Origin of the sequence: Shewanella sp. ECSMB14102, assembly GCF_000813075.1 — a bacterium.
In the GTDB taxonomy this organism is placed as follows: domain Bacteria; phylum Pseudomonadota; class Gammaproteobacteria; order Enterobacterales; family Shewanellaceae; genus Shewanella; species Shewanella indica.
Window position 1 is genome coordinate 13,099 of sequence record NZ_JWGX01000028.1, and the last position, 16,576, is coordinate 29,674.

Annotated in this window: 12 protein-coding genes; 3 read left to right on the top strand and 9 right to left on the bottom strand. The window is 52.9% G+C overall.

Going from position 1 to position 16,576, the window contains the following annotated elements:
• Positions 1-44 precede the first annotated feature (44 nt).
• The 6 genes from RC73_RS10465 to RC73_RS10490 all read right to left on the bottom strand — a co-directional run bounded on the left by RC73_RS10465 (position 45) and on the right by RC73_RS10490 (position 10,448).
• Entirely contained in the window at positions 45-3,539 is a 3,495-nt protein-coding gene (locus tag RC73_RS10465; RefSeq protein ID WP_039034586.1) for a hypothetical protein, read from the bottom strand.
• A gap of 125 nt (positions 3,540-3,664) precedes the next feature.
• The gene (gene pbpG / locus RC73_RS10470) at positions 3,665-4,567 is read right to left on the bottom strand and encodes a D-alanyl-D-alanine endopeptidase (RefSeq protein WP_082014298.1); all 903 of its coding nucleotides are present in this window, start codon (positions 4,565-4,567) and stop codon (positions 3,665-3,667) included.
• 74 nt (positions 4,568-4,641) lie between these two features.
• Positions 4,642-5,067, bottom strand: coding sequence for an acyl-CoA thioesterase (locus tag RC73_RS10475; RefSeq protein WP_039034587.1), 426 nt, complete (start codon positions 5,065-5,067; stop codon positions 4,642-4,644).
• Between the two features lie 173 nt (positions 5,068-5,240).
• Positions 5,241-5,921: an acireductone synthase gene (mtnC, locus tag RC73_RS10480; protein WP_039034588.1), complete on the bottom strand. Its 681-nt coding sequence runs from the start codon at positions 5,919-5,921 to the stop codon at positions 5,241-5,243.
• A 239-nt stretch (positions 5,922-6,160) separates the two neighbouring features.
• On the bottom strand, positions 6,161-9,292 hold the full coding sequence (locus RC73_RS10485) for an efflux RND transporter permease subunit (RefSeq protein ID WP_039034589.1): 3,132 nt from the start codon (positions 9,290-9,292) through the stop codon (positions 6,161-6,163).
• A 13-nt stretch (positions 9,293-9,305) separates the two neighbouring features.
• Entirely contained in the window at positions 9,306-10,448 is a 1,143-nt protein-coding gene (locus RC73_RS10490; protein WP_039034590.1) for an efflux RND transporter periplasmic adaptor subunit, read from the bottom strand.
• Between the two features lie 468 nt (positions 10,449-10,916).
• On the opposite strand from RC73_RS10490, the gene RC73_RS10495 reads away from it, so the two are divergent.
• Both RC73_RS10495 and RC73_RS10500 read left to right on the top strand, forming a co-directional pair.
• A complete protein-coding gene (locus RC73_RS10495) occupies positions 10,917-11,864 on the top strand; it encodes a LysR family transcriptional regulator (protein WP_039034591.1) in 948 nt (315 codons plus the stop codon).
• Positions 11,865-12,003: 139 nt separating this feature from the next.
• On the top strand, positions 12,004-12,741 hold the full coding sequence (locus tag RC73_RS10500) for a TorF family putative porin (RefSeq protein WP_039034592.1): 738 nt from the start codon (positions 12,004-12,006) through the stop codon (positions 12,739-12,741).
• Positions 12,742-12,897: 156 nt separating this feature from the next.
• Here the strand turns inward: RC73_RS10500 and RC73_RS10505 are convergent, their stop codons facing one another.
• Both RC73_RS10505 and RC73_RS10510 read right to left on the bottom strand, forming a co-directional pair.
• The gene (locus tag RC73_RS10505; protein ID WP_308428155.1) at positions 12,898-13,362 is read right to left on the bottom strand and encodes a GNAT family N-acetyltransferase; all 465 of its coding nucleotides are present in this window, start codon (positions 13,360-13,362) and stop codon (positions 12,898-12,900) included.
• A gap of 84 nt (positions 13,363-13,446) precedes the next feature.
• Positions 13,447-14,106, bottom strand: a complete 660-nt coding sequence (locus tag RC73_RS10510) for a 7-cyano-7-deazaguanine/7-aminomethyl-7-deazaguanine transporter (protein ID WP_039034594.1) — start codon at positions 14,104-14,106, stop codon at positions 13,447-13,449.
• A gap of 237 nt (positions 14,107-14,343) precedes the next feature.
• On the opposite strand from RC73_RS10510, the gene RC73_RS10515 reads away from it, so the two are divergent.
• A complete protein-coding gene (locus tag RC73_RS10515; RefSeq protein ID WP_039034595.1) occupies positions 14,344-15,090 on the top strand; it encodes a substrate-binding periplasmic protein in 747 nt (248 codons plus the stop codon).
• On the opposite strand, the gene RC73_RS10520 is transcribed toward RC73_RS10515, so the two are convergent.
• Positions 15,087-16,445 (bottom strand): isochorismate synthase, encoded by a 1,359-nt coding sequence (locus RC73_RS10520; RefSeq protein ID WP_039034596.1) that lies wholly within the window; start codon positions 16,443-16,445, stop codon positions 15,087-15,089. The two genes, RC73_RS10515 and RC73_RS10520, sit on opposite strands and share 4 nt — an antisense overlap.
• Positions 16,446-16,576 lie beyond the last annotated feature (131 nt).

Genomic DNA, 16,576 nt, shown 5'->3' on the forward strand with positions numbered 1-16,576 from the left:
TATGTAGCCCGCCAAACCCCTTGCCTTACCCAAATCGGCGGCGGTTAGGCAAGCTCTGCCATGGCATCTCTGACCCGGCGGGAGTCATCGTTGGCCAGTGCCGAGAGCAACTCGGCCGCGTCGGGGTAGTCGCCTTCCAGGCAATCGATCAGCTCGATTTTCTCATTGACAGTCAACTGAGTAATAAGGGGCGTCAGCGTGCCGTTTCTCAGTTGAGCGACTAGCCAGTCACAGGGAGCCTCATATTCCCCCTTGCCGAGGCAAAAACGCAGCAGTTTCATCGGCTCAAGCCGCAGCGGCTCCAAGGTTTGCAGCAGCCAGCTCAGCGCGGCTTCCTGCAGCTCATCGCTGTCCTGGTATCTCCTGTCTATGTATCGCGTTGCTGGCCAGTCGCCGCGGCCCACCTTGTCGGCCATAAAGGCCCGCAATAGCTGCTTATCGAACAGTTCAAATCCCAGTTGGTAGCCAAGCAGGAGCTGCAGCAGTCGCTGCCGGGTTGGGGTGGGAAGCAGCCACAGGCACTGCTTGAGGTCATAACGCTCGAAGGATGAGTAGATACTCAGCTCTTCAAGGGCGAACAGGCGTTGCAGGCAGGCTTGCATGGCTGCCAGCGGCAGTTCACCACTCAGGTATGCTTGCAGTCGAGCATTGACCAAGGCGACCCTGGCATCGACCGAGTACAGGGCCTTGAATGCCGCCAAGATCTCCTCGGCGCTGACACTCTCGTCAAACAGCAGCACCTCGCCCGCAACACCTTGGGGCAAGCCCTCCGGCGGTATCGCTTGGGTCAGCAATAATGCCTGTAACTCTTCACCCTGACGCCGAAGCAGGCTGACATTGAGCCAGTCCCATCTGTCATCTTGGGCCTGCTCGCAAACCACAAGTTGCGGCGCGGCAACCACAGGCTGCTTTATGCCCCGCTCCAGCAACTGGCAGCGGCCATCAAAGTCTTGAGCCAGTACCCGCTGCCAACTCTTGAGGTTGTCGCGAATAAAATACTCGAGGCAGAGTGACAACTCCCGCTGCAGCTCGGGGTGTTGGATAAAGCCTTGTCCGGGGTATTGCAGCTCCAGCAGTTCGAAGGCATTGAGCTTCTCTCTATCCGGCAGTCGTCTCAGTGCCTGCAGCAGTGGATCTGCCTGGCTCGATGAGGCCTGGGCCAACTGGCTCAGCTGCGCTAGCGCGCGCAGTGTGTTATCGCCATCGCCGCTGCTCAGCGACAGTTGGAAGTCAAACACTGTCAGTAAGGCTTCACTGACGCCGAGTGATTGCATGCTGCTGACAAAGCCCAGGCGCTCGGTATCAGAGTCAAACTCAGGGTCGAAATTATCGTCACTGTAAGGCATGGCGGCATAATGCAAGAGCTTGAGTGGCGCCAGTTCCAGCAGCCATTGCCACAGGCGCCGGGCCAGTATGAGTGCCGGCGCTTGCGGCTCATTTGGCTGAGCCGAGGAGTGAGTTAAAGTGTGCTGCGAGGCCAGCAGGAAATAGCACAGCATGGCACCGCGGCGAAAACCGTCTTGTTTGTCGAACAATAGGTATTTGGGCTGGAAGTCACTGATGGGCTCCTGGGTCAATTGGCGGCCAACACTATCACGCCCTCTTCGATAGAGCTGGTCTTGTGCCAGTTGCAGCGCCTCAAGCTCACAAAGAGAGGACTCGGGCCGACAGATAAACGCCTTGAGCGGCTTGGCATCGTCTGCGGCCTGTTTGAGCACTTGCCCGGCAAGCAGTTCCCAAGGGCTATTAGCGTTTAATCTCTCGCTCAGCGCCCGGCTGGTGGCGTCATGGCACCCGGCCAGACAGTCCTGTTGCCAAAGGAAGGCCAGCAACACATAGTGGCCGAGCTCCATCTGGCTCAGCGGCCAGTTATCCGGGTTGGCAAGTTGCCGGTGTTGCCGGAACAAGGCCAGGGTCTTGTTCAACAAGGGGCGGTTGTAGACCTGGCGCTTGTCGTTCCATTGCTGCAGCAGTTTAGCCAGTTGCGCCTCGAGCAGCGCCTGCTCACTGGTGTCACTGAGGTTGCCGTAGCGCTGCAGATATTGGACATCATCGAGCAGTCCTTCATCGTCGACCAGGTTTTCGCGGATCTCTTCCAGCTCGGGTTTACCAAGCCAAGCGAACCAGATATCCAGCAGGCGTAAATACTGCTGTTGCCTTTGCGGTAGAGTCTTTGATGGCAAGATATCGGCAAAGGCTTCGACATCTTCTTGATCACCATAGAGCAGTTCATAACGGCTATCGCTGAGAATACTGCTCAGCTCTTCGGCAATATGTCGATTGGATTCTGCCGTAACGCAGTAGTCGACTATGTAGTGATAGAGCCCCAGGGCTTTGGCCTTACAGGCGGGAATTAATGCTATTGGTTGCTGAGCCGCCAGCGCCTGGGGTTGGCTGCCATCATGCAGATATTGCCACAATGCCGCGCCTTGGGGTTGCGCCAGTACCAATGGCTTTAACAGACGCAGCAGCCTGCCCGGCCGCTGATCGTCCTCATCCTGATAGCTGCCTTCTTGTTCATCTGCGTCGGTTTCAACACTCTCGGTTATGCCGCATCTGTAACAGGCCAGCGCGCCACTGGCCTGGCTCTCTATGGCGGCGCGCAGGTCGCTTATCTCCTCTTCGAGGCTGGCGCAGATAAACTGGCTTTCAAGCAGGGTATCCAGCCCCTCGCTCTGTTCAACTTCAAACCAGGCAAACTCAATCGGGTACATGCTGACAAAGAAATGCAGCACGGCATCGACTCTGCCGAGTGGGCGGTCTTCGGCGGCGAGCAGTTTCGGGCTATTGAGTAAACGCTCGCTCAACAGCTGTTTGAACAGAGGATATTGCTGTGAATTTTGCTTGAGGAAGTCGGCCAGAGGCTGATGACTCTGAATGCCGGTTTCGCCACTGTAGAAGAAGCCCTGGCGCAGATGGTCACTGTCGCACCAGACAAAGGCCCGCAGCATATCCGGGCTCCAGCCATTGAGCTCGAGCAGCCGTGCCATATATTGCTCATAGCCATTGCTGTAGACATTGTCCCAGGCGGGGATCAGGAAGCGTGCCAATAGCCAGGCCAGTTCGGGTGTGCGCCGGGCCAGCAGAAACAGGGCCTCGACCCCGAAAATGCGGCTGTCGTCCAGCCACATGCGCTGCAGATCATTGTGCCTGCGGGCGAAGTCTATCATGGCCTCGGCGGTGGCCAGCAGTTCGGGGGTCAGGTGCGGGTGTTGCATGGCAATGGCGAACAGCAAAGGTTCAGAGAGGTAAAGGTCACACTCGTCACTGATGAGTGGCGGCAGCATGAATACTTCGCCATCCGGGCCCAGGCTCAGGGCTTCCTGCAGCAGGCTGCGCAGTCCTGAATCTTGCAGATCATCGATCTGCAGGCGGCGGTTGCCGCTGTCTGTCTCGGCGACAAATTCGATATCGAACATCCCTTTACGCAGAATAGTGCTTTGCTGCAGTTGTTGCCGGTATTGAGCCAGTGCTTGGCTGATGGAGAGCGGATCCCGGGGATCCAGCGGGATAAGAGTGTGCTTTTTAAATGACTGCATCTTCCTGACTCAGTAACGGCTAAGGCCAAAGGCCTTTAAAAGGTGGCGGGATGATAACAAATACCGACATGGGGGCGACCGCGCAAAAGTAAAAATCTGCGCGGGGTCACCGGCGGTTTTGAATATTAACGGGCAGAGAGCAATGATTGACGCTCTGTTTGCTTTTGTTGTTTATAGTCCAGAGCTTCTTGGGGAACCTGACTGATTTTGCCGGTTTCCAGCCACTTCTTTAAGCGGTTGGCATCGGCCAGATGGCTTAGCTTGCCGAAGGCGTCCAGCACCACAAAGGCGACTTCCCGCTTGGCCATTTGGGTCAGCATCACCAGACAGCGGCCGGCGTCATCGGTATAACCCGTCTTGGAAAGCGAAATTTGCCAGTTTGGTTTATTCACCAGCCGATTAGTGTTGTAAAACGCCAGGTTATATCTGGGTTTACGAAAGGTGACGCTGCGATTGGGGGCCGAGCTCAGCTCGCCTATCAAGGGATACTTTTTAGTCTCTTGCAGCAGTTTGACTAAGTCCCTGGCACTGGAGACATTTTGTTCCGACAGCCCCGTTGGTTCAACAAAGTGACTGTCTGTCATCCCCAACTCTTCCGCCTTGGCATTCATCGCCTGGATAAAGGCCGGATAGCCGCCGGGATAGTGATGCGCCAGGGTCGCGGCAGCTCGATTTTCCGAAGACATCAATGCCAGCGCCAGTGCTTCTTTGCGTTTTAGCTCACTGCCGATACGGATACGAGATACCACATTTTGCATGACTTGGGTTTGGCTGACATCCACGGCAATCCGCTCGTTGAGCGGTAACTTGGCATCCAGCGTCACCAGCGCCGTCATCAATTTGGTGATGGAGGCGATGGGTTGTACCTGCTGCGGGTTGTCCTCATAGAGGATTTCACCGGTTTTCATGTCCACCAAGATAGCGCTGGCCGAGGCCAGTTGCTGTTCAGGAGAAGAAGTGGCTCCGGGTGCAGATTTGACCTGGAAGCACATAAAGCAAGTCATGAAGAGCAGCAGAAAGAGTCTCATTGAGGGGCTTTTCTCTTATTATTGTGTTTATTAATAGGAAAAAAGTGTAATAGAGACTCGCTCGAACACCAACTTTATTCTTGGTATTCCTTGAGAACTGCCAGCAATTCCTGCGGTAATTTGGCCTTGGTGCCTTTCTTGAAATCGTACATGACGGCGACAGAGCTACCTGTAGTGGTAATGGCTCGCTGTGCCTTACTGTACGCCTCGTAATGCATGGTAAACCTGTCTTCACCTATATCGCTGATTTTGACCCCTATCAGCAGGGTATCCGGGTAGGTAACCGGGCGCTTGTACCTGGCCTGGTTTTCGCTTATTACCGGCCCCATTCCCTGTTTGTACATCTCACCCAAGGGAAAATGGCGGTTGAAGAAGTCGATTCTGGCGCTCTCAAAGTAGCGGAAATAGACCACATTGTTGACGTGTTGCAGGGCATCCATTTCGCCCCAGGCCACCGGGATTTGTGAGTGTTGTGGGTAACGCTGAGTAAAATCTTCCATATTTAAACGACCGTTTTATTTTGGTTGGCTCAGGATAACAACAGCGCCTCTCTGTCTCAAGAGGGGAACAACATTCCGTACAGGTGTTGATTTTCCGGGATAAGGAATAGGTGTTGTAAACAATAAGGGGAGCCATTGGCTCCCCTTGATTCATCAGTTAACTTAGGCGGTTATCAGTCAATTTTTAGCTCGGCGAAGCTCTTTACCTGCCGGAAATCACCTGTGCGTTGCCCGGCTTCACGTACCATCTGACAGGTGATCAGCCCGGCAGCGGCAGCGGCCTTGAGTTCGTCCAACATGTCCGAGACAAACAGTATCTGCTTCGGGCTCAGACTTATGGTGTTAATAATGTTGCAGTAGGCTTGCTTGTCGAGTTTGCCGCCGGTGCGGGTATCAAAATGACCGTTGAACAGTTCGGTCAGATCGCCGCCATCACTGTGGCTGAATAGTAGCTTCTGGGCTTCCACTGAGCCGGAAGAGAAGCTGTATACTCTGAGTCCCTGAGCCTTGTATTCCTTGATGGCTTCAATGAAGTCAGGATAGATGTGACCGGTGAACTCGTTCTTGGCATAGCCCTGTTTCCAGATCAGACCCTGCAGTGTCTTCAACGGAGTGGCTTTGCGATCTTCGGCAACCCATTGTTGGAGTATTTCTATTACTCGCGGCAGATCGGCATCAGGTTCCAATGCCATCTCTTTGGTGTCGCTGATACAGTTTTCTACCAGAATATTATCTTGATAACGTTCTAAAAACTCCGGCAATGCCTCGGCCGAATAGGGGAAAAGCACATCCTGAATAAAGTTAAGATCTGTCGTAGTGCCGGCGGTGTCGACGACTATGGCTCTGATACCCATAAGGTGAATTACTCCAAAAAGTGCTGTTTTCTGTGCAGATCCTAAGCTTTATTGGCGCGCTTGACCAGCTTCTTTAACCCTTTGTTGCCCACCAATTTTACATTTTGGGCGGAATGACAAGTCCTAAGGCCGGATGCGAACCTAACAGGTGTTAAGTCTTTGAAGCTCCATATAGAAGTGGTTTGCAACAGGCAACAAAAAGCCCGGCATATCAGCCGGGCTTTGAGGCGACAGGCGAATTATTTGGCCTGTTTTCGCAGTTTGCGCTCTTCACGCTCACGCTTACTGAACATGCGCTCTACCACCACGAAGAAGAGTGGGATAAAGAAGATACCCAGGAAGGTTGAGCTGATCATACCACCCAGTACCCCGGTACCTATGGCATTCTGACTGCCTGAACCCACACCTGTACTGACGGCCAGAGGTACAACCCCGAGACCGAATGCCAGCGAGGTCATCAGAATTGGCCGCAAACGTACCCGCACTGCGTGCAGGGTGGCATCGACAAGTTTGGAGCCCTGCTCATAGTATTCTTTGGCGAACTCCACGATCAGAATGGCGTTCTTGGTCGCCAGACCCACAGTGGTCAACAGACCCACCTGGAAGAACACGTCGTTTGGCAGGCCACGGCCATTCATGGCGATTAGGGCACCGATAATACCCAGAGGCACCACCAGAATTACCGCGAAAGGCACGGACCAGCTTTCATACAGAGCCGCCAATACCAGGAATACCACCAGGATAGACAGCGCGTAGAGTGCAGGCGCCTGGTTGCCTGACAGACGTTCCTCGTAGGAGAGGCCGTTCCATTCGATACCAAAGCCTGGTGGCAGCTGGTTAACCATGTCTTCCATGATGTTCATCGCTTCACCGGTACTGAAGCCCGGAACCGTTGCCCCCTGGATGTTCATTGCCGGTAGACCGTTAAAGCGTTCCAGACGCGGTGAACCATACTCCCAGCTGCCGGTGGCAAAGGCTGAGAAGGGCACCATGTCTCCCTGGGTGTTACGCACATACCAGGAGTCCAGATCTTCAGGTTGCATCCGGTATTTGGCATCGGCCTGAACATAAACCTTCTTCACCCTACCACGGTCTATGAAGTCGTTGACATAGGAGCCACCCCAAGCGGCAGAAAGCACGTTGTTGACATCACCTATGTTGACACTCAGTGCCCGCAGCTTGGCATGATCTATATGCAGCTGATACATGGGCGCATCTTCCTGACCATTGGGGCGTACACCCACCAGGTTGGGATTTTGAGCCGCCATGCCCAGCAGTTGGTTACGGGCTTGAACCAGTTTTTCGTGTCCTTGACCATTCTTGTCCTGCAGGAAGAGGTCAAAACCGTTGGCTGTACCCAGCTCAATTACTGCAGGTGGTACGAAGGCAAACACGAAGGCTTCTTTCATCTGGCTGAATACCGCCATGGCGCGGCCGGCAACCGCCTGAACATCACTGCCTGGAGCCGTACGTTCAGACCAGTCTTTCAGCCCGACGAAGGCGATACCCATATTCTGCCCCTGACCGGCGAAACTGAAGCCCGCCACACTCAGAACCGATTTGACGTTTTCGTCTGCCAGGAATTGATCCGAGACCTTTTCCAGTACCTTCATGGTACTTTCTTGAGTGGCGTTGGTTGGCAGTATGGTCTGGGTAAACAGCATGCCCTGATCTTCGTCCGGCAAGAAGGCGGTTGGCATGCGGATAAAGATCCAGCCTACGGCCACAACCAGTGCCAGATAGACGGCGCTCATACGTACTGAACGTTTGATGATGCTAGCAACAGTACTTTCGTACTTGCCAGTCATGCGATCGAAGTTACGGTTAAACCAGCCGAAGAAGCCGGTTTCGGCATGGGTATGCCCCTTCTTCAGTGGCTTAAGCATAGTGGCACAAAGTGCCGGAGTCAGAATGATGGCCACCAATACCGACAAGGCCATCGCCGATACGATAGTGATGGAGAACTGACGGTAAATAACCCCGGTAGAGCCGGACATGAAGGCCATAGGTACAAACACTGCTGACAGTGTCAGACCGATACCCACCAGTGCACCGGTGATCTGGCCCATGGATTTCTTGGTTGCTTCCTTGGGGCTGAGCCCCTCTTCGGACATCACCCGCTCAACGTTTTCCACCACCACGATGGCATCATCCACCAAGAGGCCGATGGCCAGTACCATGGCGAACATGGTCAGGGTGTTAATCGAAAATCCGGTGAATGACAGGATGGCGAAGGTACCCAGCAATACTACCGGTACCGCAATCGTTGGGATCAAGGTGGCACGGAAGTTTTGCAGGAACAGATACATGATGACGAACACCAGTACCACGGCTTCCAGCAGAGTATGAACCACACCTTCGATGGAGTTCTTTACGAAGGGTGTCGTGTCATAGGGATACACCACCTGCATGCTGGCCGGGAAGAAGGGACGCATCTCTTCTACCTTGGCGCGCACGGCTTCGGCGGTATCCAGTGCGTTGGCACCAGTGGCCAGCTTGATCGCCAGACCTGTGGCAGGGCGTCCATTGTAGAGTGATTCGATGGAATAACTCTCAGAACCCAGTTCAACCTTGGCGACATCACTCAGATAGACATTGGCTCCCGAGGGGTTCGACTTGAGGATAATGTTGCGGAATTCCTCAGGCGTTTGCAGACGGCTCTGAGCCGATATAGTCGCATTCAACTCCTGGCCTTGGACCGCAGGGGCACCACCCAACTGACCGGCAGAAACCTGAGCATTCTGTTCTTTAATCGCAGCGATTACATCCAGAGTGGTTAGGTTGTAGTTAGTCAGCTTCAGTGGGTCGACCCAGATACGCATTGAGTACTGGGCGCCGAACAGGGTGGTTTCACCCACACCGGGTACACGACTCATGGGATCCTGAACGTTGGAACCCACGTAGTCGGCGAGGTCGGCCTTGGTCATGGAGCCGTCATCTGAAATAAAGGCGACTACCATCAGGAAGCCGGAGCTGGATTTGTTAACCCTTACACCTTGAGCTGTTACTTCTTGAGGCAGCAAAGCCATGGCGGCCTGCAGCTTGTTCTGTACCTGAACCTGGGCGATGTCGGGATCCGCCTCGGCGTTAAAGGTCAGAGTGATTTCGGCGTTACCGAAGCTGTCACTGGTGGACTTGATATAGCGCAGATGGTCGAGACCTGTCATACGCTGTTCAATCACCTGGGTCACAGAATCTTCAACAGTTTTGGCCGACGCACCTGGATAGTTGGCAGCGACCACAATGGTTGGTGGCGCAATATCCGGGTACTGGGAAACCGGCAGGGCCTTAATGGCCAGGACACCCGCCAGCATGATAATAATCGCGATCACCCATGCGAAGATGGGGCGATCGATAAAGAAACGTGCCATAACTTCCGCCCTGTTATTGCTGGTTTGCTGTCATGGGTTTAGCCGTCACAGGCATGCCGGGACGGATTTTTTGCAGCCCTTCGACAATCAGTTTGTCACCTGGCTTGAGTCCTTCTGTTACCCGCCACTGGTGATTGATGACATCGGCAGTCTTGATCACCCGAGCTTCTACCTTGTTTTCGCCATTCACCAACATGGCTACAGCCTCACCCTTGGGACTACGGGTAATGGCTTTTTGCGGTACCAGAATCGCTTGAGGATCGACACCTGTGTTGAGGATGGCGCGCACATACATACCAGGCAACAGCGTATGTTCCGGGTTAGGGAACTCGGCTCTCAGCGTCACAGAACCTGTGCTCTGATCGACACTGACTTCGGCAAATTGTAAGCGACCCTTGTGATCATAAGTAGAGCCATCTTCCAGTAGCAGAGTCACTTCGGCATCATCGGAAGCCTGCAGTTTACCGGCCTTCAACATGCTCTTGAGACGCAGCATCTGGGTACTGGACTGCACTATATCCACATTAATGGGATCCAGTTGTTGGATGGTCGCCAGTGGCTGAGGCTGGTTGGCGGTCACCAGAGCACCGGCCGTGACGCTGGATTTACCGATACGACCTGAGATAGGCGCCTGTACTTCGGTATAGTTGACGTTAATGGTCGCGGTATTGATGGCCGCCTTGGCCACTTCCACCGCTGCCAGTGCTTCTTTATAGGAAGCATCTGCCTTATCGTACTCTTCTTTACTTATGTATTTGGTTTTGACCAGTTCCTGATAACGGGCCTGAGTTGCCTTGGCCGATGCCAGAGACGCTTCGGCGCGGGCCAGATCCGCCTTGGCGCTCTGTAGAGATGCCTTATAGGTGGAAGGGTCAATTTGATACAGTGACTCACCCTGTTTCACATCGCCGCCTTCGGTAAAGCTGCGTTTCAGAATGATGCCGTTGACCTGAGGCCGAACTTCGGCTTCAAGGAAAGCTATGCTGCGCCCAGGCAGTTGCACTTGCAGTGCCTGCGGAGCCGACTTGACTTCCAGGACACTGACTTCCATAGCGGGGGCCGCCTGATTGCTTGTGGCTTTTTCAGCTTCCGACCCACAGGCCGTCACCCATAACGCCATACTTACAACTGAGGCAACTTTTAATACATGCCGCATGATAACTCCTAATCAGTATCTGCTTGCCGGGAAGGGAAAATGTCTCGTACGACAGGCTTCCTGGCGCAGTTCGCCAGCAAAATTTTCGAACCCATATTTATCGCACAAGCATCCTGTATCAACAAGCTACAGGATAAGCGAAAAGTGTAAATGAATGAAAATTTTTTAATCAATAAACGACACTATTGCCATTTATTTACATTTAGTTGTGAGATTTATGAATTCAACAACTTATGTATCCAAATCTCGTTTTTGCCTGTATGGGAGATATCCTGTTTTGTCTTGGAGGCAAAGACAGCTTTCCCAACTGCTGCAAGCGTTTTATGGTTGGGTGACCCAAGGCTAAACTGCAGAAATTTCTCTGCACCATGCTGGATCCTCCACCGCGAGGCGAGTATTCTACTACTGTCACGATAATTTGATTAGTCATATAGAAATAAACCCACTGTCCCACAGGTGCAACAATAAATGGATCTAAACAGGGTACAAATATTTGCTCAAGTTGTTGAACAAGGCAGCTTTACCGGCGCGGCCAAGGCGTTGGGGCTAACCAAGACTACCGTCAGTCGCAAAGTCGCAGAGTTGGAAAAGGCGACCGGTGTTCAGCTACTGTTCAGAACCACCAGGGCATTGAGGTTAACCGAGGCCGGCGCTGAGTATTACAACAAGATCACCAAGATTTTGGTGGATCTGGAAAATGCCGAGGCGCAGCTCAGTGCCAATCAACAGCGGGTCAAGGGCAATCTGAGAGTAGTCTGCCCGATTGAGATGGGGCAGTTATTCCTCGGCCCGGTATTTGCTCGTTTTCTTGAAGCATACCCGGATATTACCATAGAAGCTGAGCTGACTAATCGCAAGGTGGATATGGTTGAAGAAGGGATAGACATACTGTTTCACCTGTGCGGCATCGAAGACTCACGTCTGCAGCATTATCAACTGGTGAAGACCAGCACCACCTTGATGGCAAGCCCTGATTACCTTAAGCGTCATGGTACTCCTCAGTCCCCGGATGATCTTTGGCACCACAAGGGCATAGAGCAGGGCGGGATCCAGCTTATCAATGACGGTTGCTGGAAGATTTTTGATGGTAATGAATGGCAGGTGATCACCCCTGAGGTGCAGCTTAAGGTCAACAATATCACTTTAGCCCGGGAAGCGGCCATTGCCGGCTTGGGGATCACTTGTCTGCCGCCGATGATTGCCGATGAGGCCTTGCAAAAGGGAGAGTTGGTGGCTGTGCTGGAAGACTTTCCCATGGAACACAACACCTTGTTGCTGTCTTATCCAAAACGGGCCTACTTGCCTCGTAAATACATAATTTTTATAGATTTTATCTATCAGGCCTTGTTCGGTTACTGGGGTAACATGTTGCTGGAGATCCCCGAGTATGTGAAGCGTCCAGAAGGCTTCGAGTAAGTCGCCATGACTGCGGCTCCGTCGCAGTCATTCATAATTGTTCACATTTATTCCTTCACGGTTCATTAACCTAGATAACCCTGTTCATAACTTCTTCTTACTATCCGGGCTAACAATAATCATGCTCTGGTGGATAAAGATGAACCCAACTCATAAGCTGTTTTTATCAAGTTTGCTGCTGTGCAGCAGTTCAATGGTGCTGGCAGACGAAGCTCCCCGTTTCGCCGGTGGCAGTTTTGCCGGCAATCTGACCTTTGCCTCTGACTATGTGTTCCGTGGCGAATCGGAAACCCTGGATGGCGATGTGCCTGTCGTCCAGGGCACATTCAGCTGGAACCATGATGCCGGTTGGTACGCCGGGGTATTTGCTTCCAACATCAAGTTTGCCGACCCCAATCTTGAGATAGTCACTGCGCCTTTCATCGGCAAGAGTGGTGAGTTGGGTGATTCAGGTTTCACCTATGATGTCATGTTGTTCTCTTATCTCTATCCAGGCGCGTCCTACTCCAACTACACAGAGCTGTGGCTGAAACTCGGCAAGTCTTTCGGTCGGGCCCATCTGCAACTGGAAGTGACGCCGACTGTGGATGATTGGTTTGGTGTCGATGGTTGGCACGGGGTCAACTATGCGCTGCACCCAAGTTATAGTTTTGAGAACGGTATCAAGGTTTCCGGTTCTGTCGGTTATCAAGACCTGAGCGGCAATGGTGCCGAAGGATGGGGACATTGGAATCTGGGGGTCAGTAAGGAGTTCTATGGTTTCAACCTGGATCTGCGCTACCACGGCAGTACGGTTGAATCAGATCACAAGGTTTATGGTACCCAGACTGAGATCTTCGATGACAGGTTAGTGATAGGTATCAGCAAAGCGTTTTAAGAACTGCTTCCCTGCAGTCTTTGTGAGTACGCCATTTGGCGTGCTCTTTTTTTAGGTAAGGTGCGAACAAGCCCCATCTATGTTCTGCGTCGGCTAACAGGCTTGGAGGCAAGGCGTGGTTTGCAGCAAATGGCCCAAGTCCTTTGCAAGACTTCCTTAGAACATGCTCTTTTCAAGATAGAGACGGTTGTCGGCAATATGTCCAGGCTCGGCGCGGAAGTCCACCACCTGATACTTATGGCTGATCAGCATATTCAGCATAGAACGGAACTGATTGCGGGTCTTGACCTGGATCTGCTTGTAACCGGCTTGAGTGGCCCAACGCTCCTGCGCTTCCAGCATGCTGCGCGCCAGCCCCAGGCTGCGATAATCGGGTAATACTCCGCCTAACCAACTGTAAAAACACTGCTCGTCCAGAGCATAACCCAGCTTGAATCCCGCCAATTCACCTTCCACGAAGGCCAACAACAACAAACAGGCATTGCCTGTCAGCCGACGTTCAAATTCTTGCTGTTGGTAGCTGGAATCAAACTCGGGGATCTGAGCACTCAAGGCCATGATCTCGTCGATCTGTTGCTGATCTATTTCAGTAATAGCTTTGATTTCAATGGAGTACATCATTATTCTCTCAACGGGCCGCAACGTGTCACAGATTGCGGGATAAAAACTGGCCAAAATTATAACAGGTCTGGCCAGTTGAATGCATCAGGAGAATTGCTGCTGGTTTTCTGTCTGCAAGATCTTGTCCTGTAGTACCCGCAGCAGCACACCATAAGCGGGCAGGAACAGCCCCAGACTAACCAACAGTTTAAAGCTGTAATCCACGGCGGCAATTTCCGGCCAGTTGGCGGCCATAAAGGGGTCGCTGGAGGCGAAGAAGGCGATACTGAAGAACACCAGAGTATCCACCAGGTTGCCTACCAGGGTTGAGGCTGCCGGAGCGACCCACCAGGCACACTGGCGGCGAATTCGGGCAAATACTGCGATATCCATCAGCTGGCCCACCAGATAGGCGGCGAAACTGGCAAAGGCGATACGGAATATAAAGGTATTGAAGTCCGACAGGGCACTTAGCCCCTGAAAGTTACCTTGATGAAACAATACGCCCATGGCATAGGAGATTAACAAGGCCGGCAGCATGGCCTTGAAGATGATCTGCCGGGCGGCAGCTTGGCCGAATATCCGTACCGTTAGATCGGTTGCCAGATAGACAAAAGGAAAGCTGAAGGCGCCCCAGGTTGTATGGAAGCCGAATAGCTGAAACGGAAGCTGTACCAGATAGTTACTGGCACTGATAATCAGGATGTGAAAACTGACCAAGAGGATCAGTGCGCGTTTGAGCTGCGCGCTGGTTAACATTAACATATTGTGACCTTTTTAGTTGGCTGGGCGGGGTGAGGGAACCCGCATCTTCGGTTCGACCGAAAGGGCGCACATTATAGAGCCCATAATCCGGCTGACAAGAGGGAAGTGTAAAAAATGTCCAACCTATCTAAGGAAGTTTCTGTATTTGGGCGTTTAAGTCTATGCAGGGCAGGCATGGGGCTTGCTCGCACCTTCCTTAAAGCTACTCTACACTGAAAGGGAAGACAGGAGAGTTAAATGAATCGAATCTGCTGCCTGCTGCTGGCCTTATTGACGTTTGTCTGGCCGGCCATTGCCGAACCGACCAAGATCCAGATAGCTACCGCCAGTTGGGGCGGTTATACCGAAACCAATGGTGAAGGCTATTATTTTGAACTGTTACGAAGGGTCTTTCCCAAGCCGGAATGGCAACTGGAAATCCAGTTTGTTCCCTTTCCCCGCTCCCTCTACATGCTGGAGCGTGAACAGGTGGACATGGTGTTGGGACTTTATTTGGGGGATATCTCCAAGGGGATTTTCAGTGCTCACAAAGTAGAAACCGAGGTGATAGATGCCGCAGTAACCCCTGAGTTGGCCAGTGTATGGCAGGGCATGGTGTCTTTGGCCCATAGAAAGGTTCAGGCTTTGATCGCCTATCGCTTTTTTACCCTGACCCAGGTACCCATGCTCTATCAGGAAAACAGCAGCCTGCTGGAGATGCTGCGTAAGGTGAATGAAGGCAAAATCGACGCCGTGCTCGATTATAAACCCGACATGCAGCCACTGTTGGCGCAGTTAGAACAGCCAAGAAGACTGGTTCTTATCGAAGATGTGCTGCGGGCAGATGTTTATTTTGCCTTCGCCAATAATCCTAAAGGGCTCGAGTTGAAGGCCTTGTTCGACCAAGGCTTTGAGCAGTTGGAACGTTCCGGGGAATTGGCGGAGATAAAACAGCAGAGCCTGGAGCAGCTGCAACTGAAGATACAGGAGCCGCCATCACCCTAAAAATCCAGCAAAATCGACATTATGGTGGCGAGTTTGTTTTCCAGCTCCTGCCACTCGGCTGCCGGATCAGAGCCGGCAACTATGCCGGCACCGGCAAACAGGTTGATACAGCCGGGTTCCAGTAGGGCGCAGCGGATGGCTACCGCAAATTCACTCTCATATTTATTCAGATAACCACAGGCTCCGGCATACCAACCGCGCATATAGCCTTCCCGCTGGCGCAGAAAACTGATGGCAGATTCCCGCGGTAAACCACCGACGGCCGGGGTTGGGTGCAAGGCCTGCAGCAGTTGAAAATCTTTTACTCCGTGACGCAGTTCGGCGCGAATCGATCTGTGCAGATGTTGAATATGGTTGAGTTTGAATATGGTGGGTGTCTCATCGGCACCGACATAGCGGCTCAGCGGGGTCAACGCCTTGACAATATGCTCTCTGACCAGCTGATTTTCATGACTATTCTTGTTGTCATCCAATAGCTGCTGCGCCAGGCGTTCATCTTCTTCCGGGCTCAGGCCGCGAACTGTGGTGCCTGCCAGCGCTTCGGTATACAGCTCCTGTTGTTGACGGCGATAGAGGCGTTCGGGTGAGCAGGAGATAAAGCTGCGCTCGGGACTGAATTCGAAACCGAACTGAAAACTGTTGGGGTTACGTCCCTGCCAACTGGCCAATACTTGCCAGGGATCCGGCGTGTCTTTCACTTGCAGCTGGGTCAGGCGCGACAGCACTACTTTGGGCGTGTCCTGATTGAATCTGGGGGCGGTAACCTGTTCCACCAAGGCTTTCCAGCGCGGATAATCGGGCCTGTCATTGCGTGACAGCTGTTCGGTCTTGGTCGGCGGCGTCATGGGCCGGGCCGGCACAAGCGCATCCAGTGCGGCTTGTGCTTGAGCTATCTCTTGCTGCTGGTCTGCTTGACCCAGGTTCAGATTGACCAAGAGACGGAAATGATCTGAACTGCGTCTCAACTCAATTCGGGGTAGCAGGAATCTGGCGCGGCCAAACTCGGGCCAGGAGGCGATTTCGCGATCGAAGGCGACCCCGCCGTAGTAACGGATCTCCTGATTACTGGAGTAGGCCCGCTGTGTCTCATAGACTTCGGCCAGAGCCTCGTCTGTGACTTCATCTTCGAAACGGAAATCCAGGCAACTGCCAATGGCGGCTACCTCCTCGAGTCGGTCCCTTCCTTGCCAATAAATTCTTGGGTAACTGGGCTGGGAAGCCAGCCAGGAGATCAGTGGGATCGCCTGTACCTCGGCGGCCAGTTGGACAATAGGTTCTGCTGGTGTCGGCTTGGTCAATTGACACAGCTTGTCTTGAAGTGACGAAATGGCCTGAGACAGGGTAAGTGCAGACAAGGGGAGCTCCGAACATCCGAACAAAGGGATCCGGAAGCAGAAAGCGTCCGGCTATCAGTATCTTTAACACAAACTAAAGTTCCACACCTCTAGTGTCAAGCCATCGAAGGGGCCGGTGTGACGTATAGCAT

Bases quoted from the DNA above. Each gene is read 5' to 3' on its own strand.
- RC73_RS10515 (WP_039034595.1), top strand. From the start codon at position 14,344: ATGAATCGAATCTGCTGCCTGCTGCTGGCCTTATTGACGTTTGTCTGG.
- mtnC (WP_039034588.1), bottom strand. From the start codon at position 5,921: ATGGGTATCAGAGCCATAGTCGTCGACACCGCCGGCACTACGACAGAT.
- RC73_RS10490 (WP_039034590.1), bottom strand. From the start codon at position 10,448: ATGCGGCATGTATTAAAAGTTGCCTCAGTTGTAAGTATGGCGTTATGG.
- pbpG (WP_082014298.1), bottom strand. From the start codon at position 4,567: ATGAGACTCTTTCTGCTGCTCTTCATGACTTGCTTTATGTGCTTCCAG.
- RC73_RS10505 (WP_308428155.1), bottom strand. From the start codon at position 13,362: ATGATGTACTCCATTGAAATCAAAGCTATTACTGAAATAGATCAGCAA.
- RC73_RS10510 (WP_039034594.1), bottom strand. From the start codon at position 14,106: ATGTTAATGTTAACCAGCGCGCAGCTCAAACGCGCACTGATCCTCTTG.
- RC73_RS10485 (WP_039034589.1), bottom strand. From the start codon at position 9,292: ATGGCACGTTTCTTTATCGATCGCCCCATCTTCGCATGGGTGATCGCG.
- RC73_RS10475 (WP_039034587.1), bottom strand. From the start codon at position 5,067: ATGGAAGATTTTACTCAGCGTTACCCACAACACTCACAAATCCCGGTG.
- RC73_RS10500 (WP_039034592.1), top strand. From the start codon at position 12,004: ATGAACCCAACTCATAAGCTGTTTTTATCAAGTTTGCTGCTGTGCAGC.
- RC73_RS10495 (WP_039034591.1), top strand. From the start codon at position 10,917: ATGGATCTAAACAGGGTACAAATATTTGCTCAAGTTGTTGAACAAGGC.
- RC73_RS10465 (WP_039034586.1), bottom strand. From the start codon at position 3,539: ATGCAGTCATTTAAAAAGCACACTCTTATCCCGCTGGATCCCCGGGAT.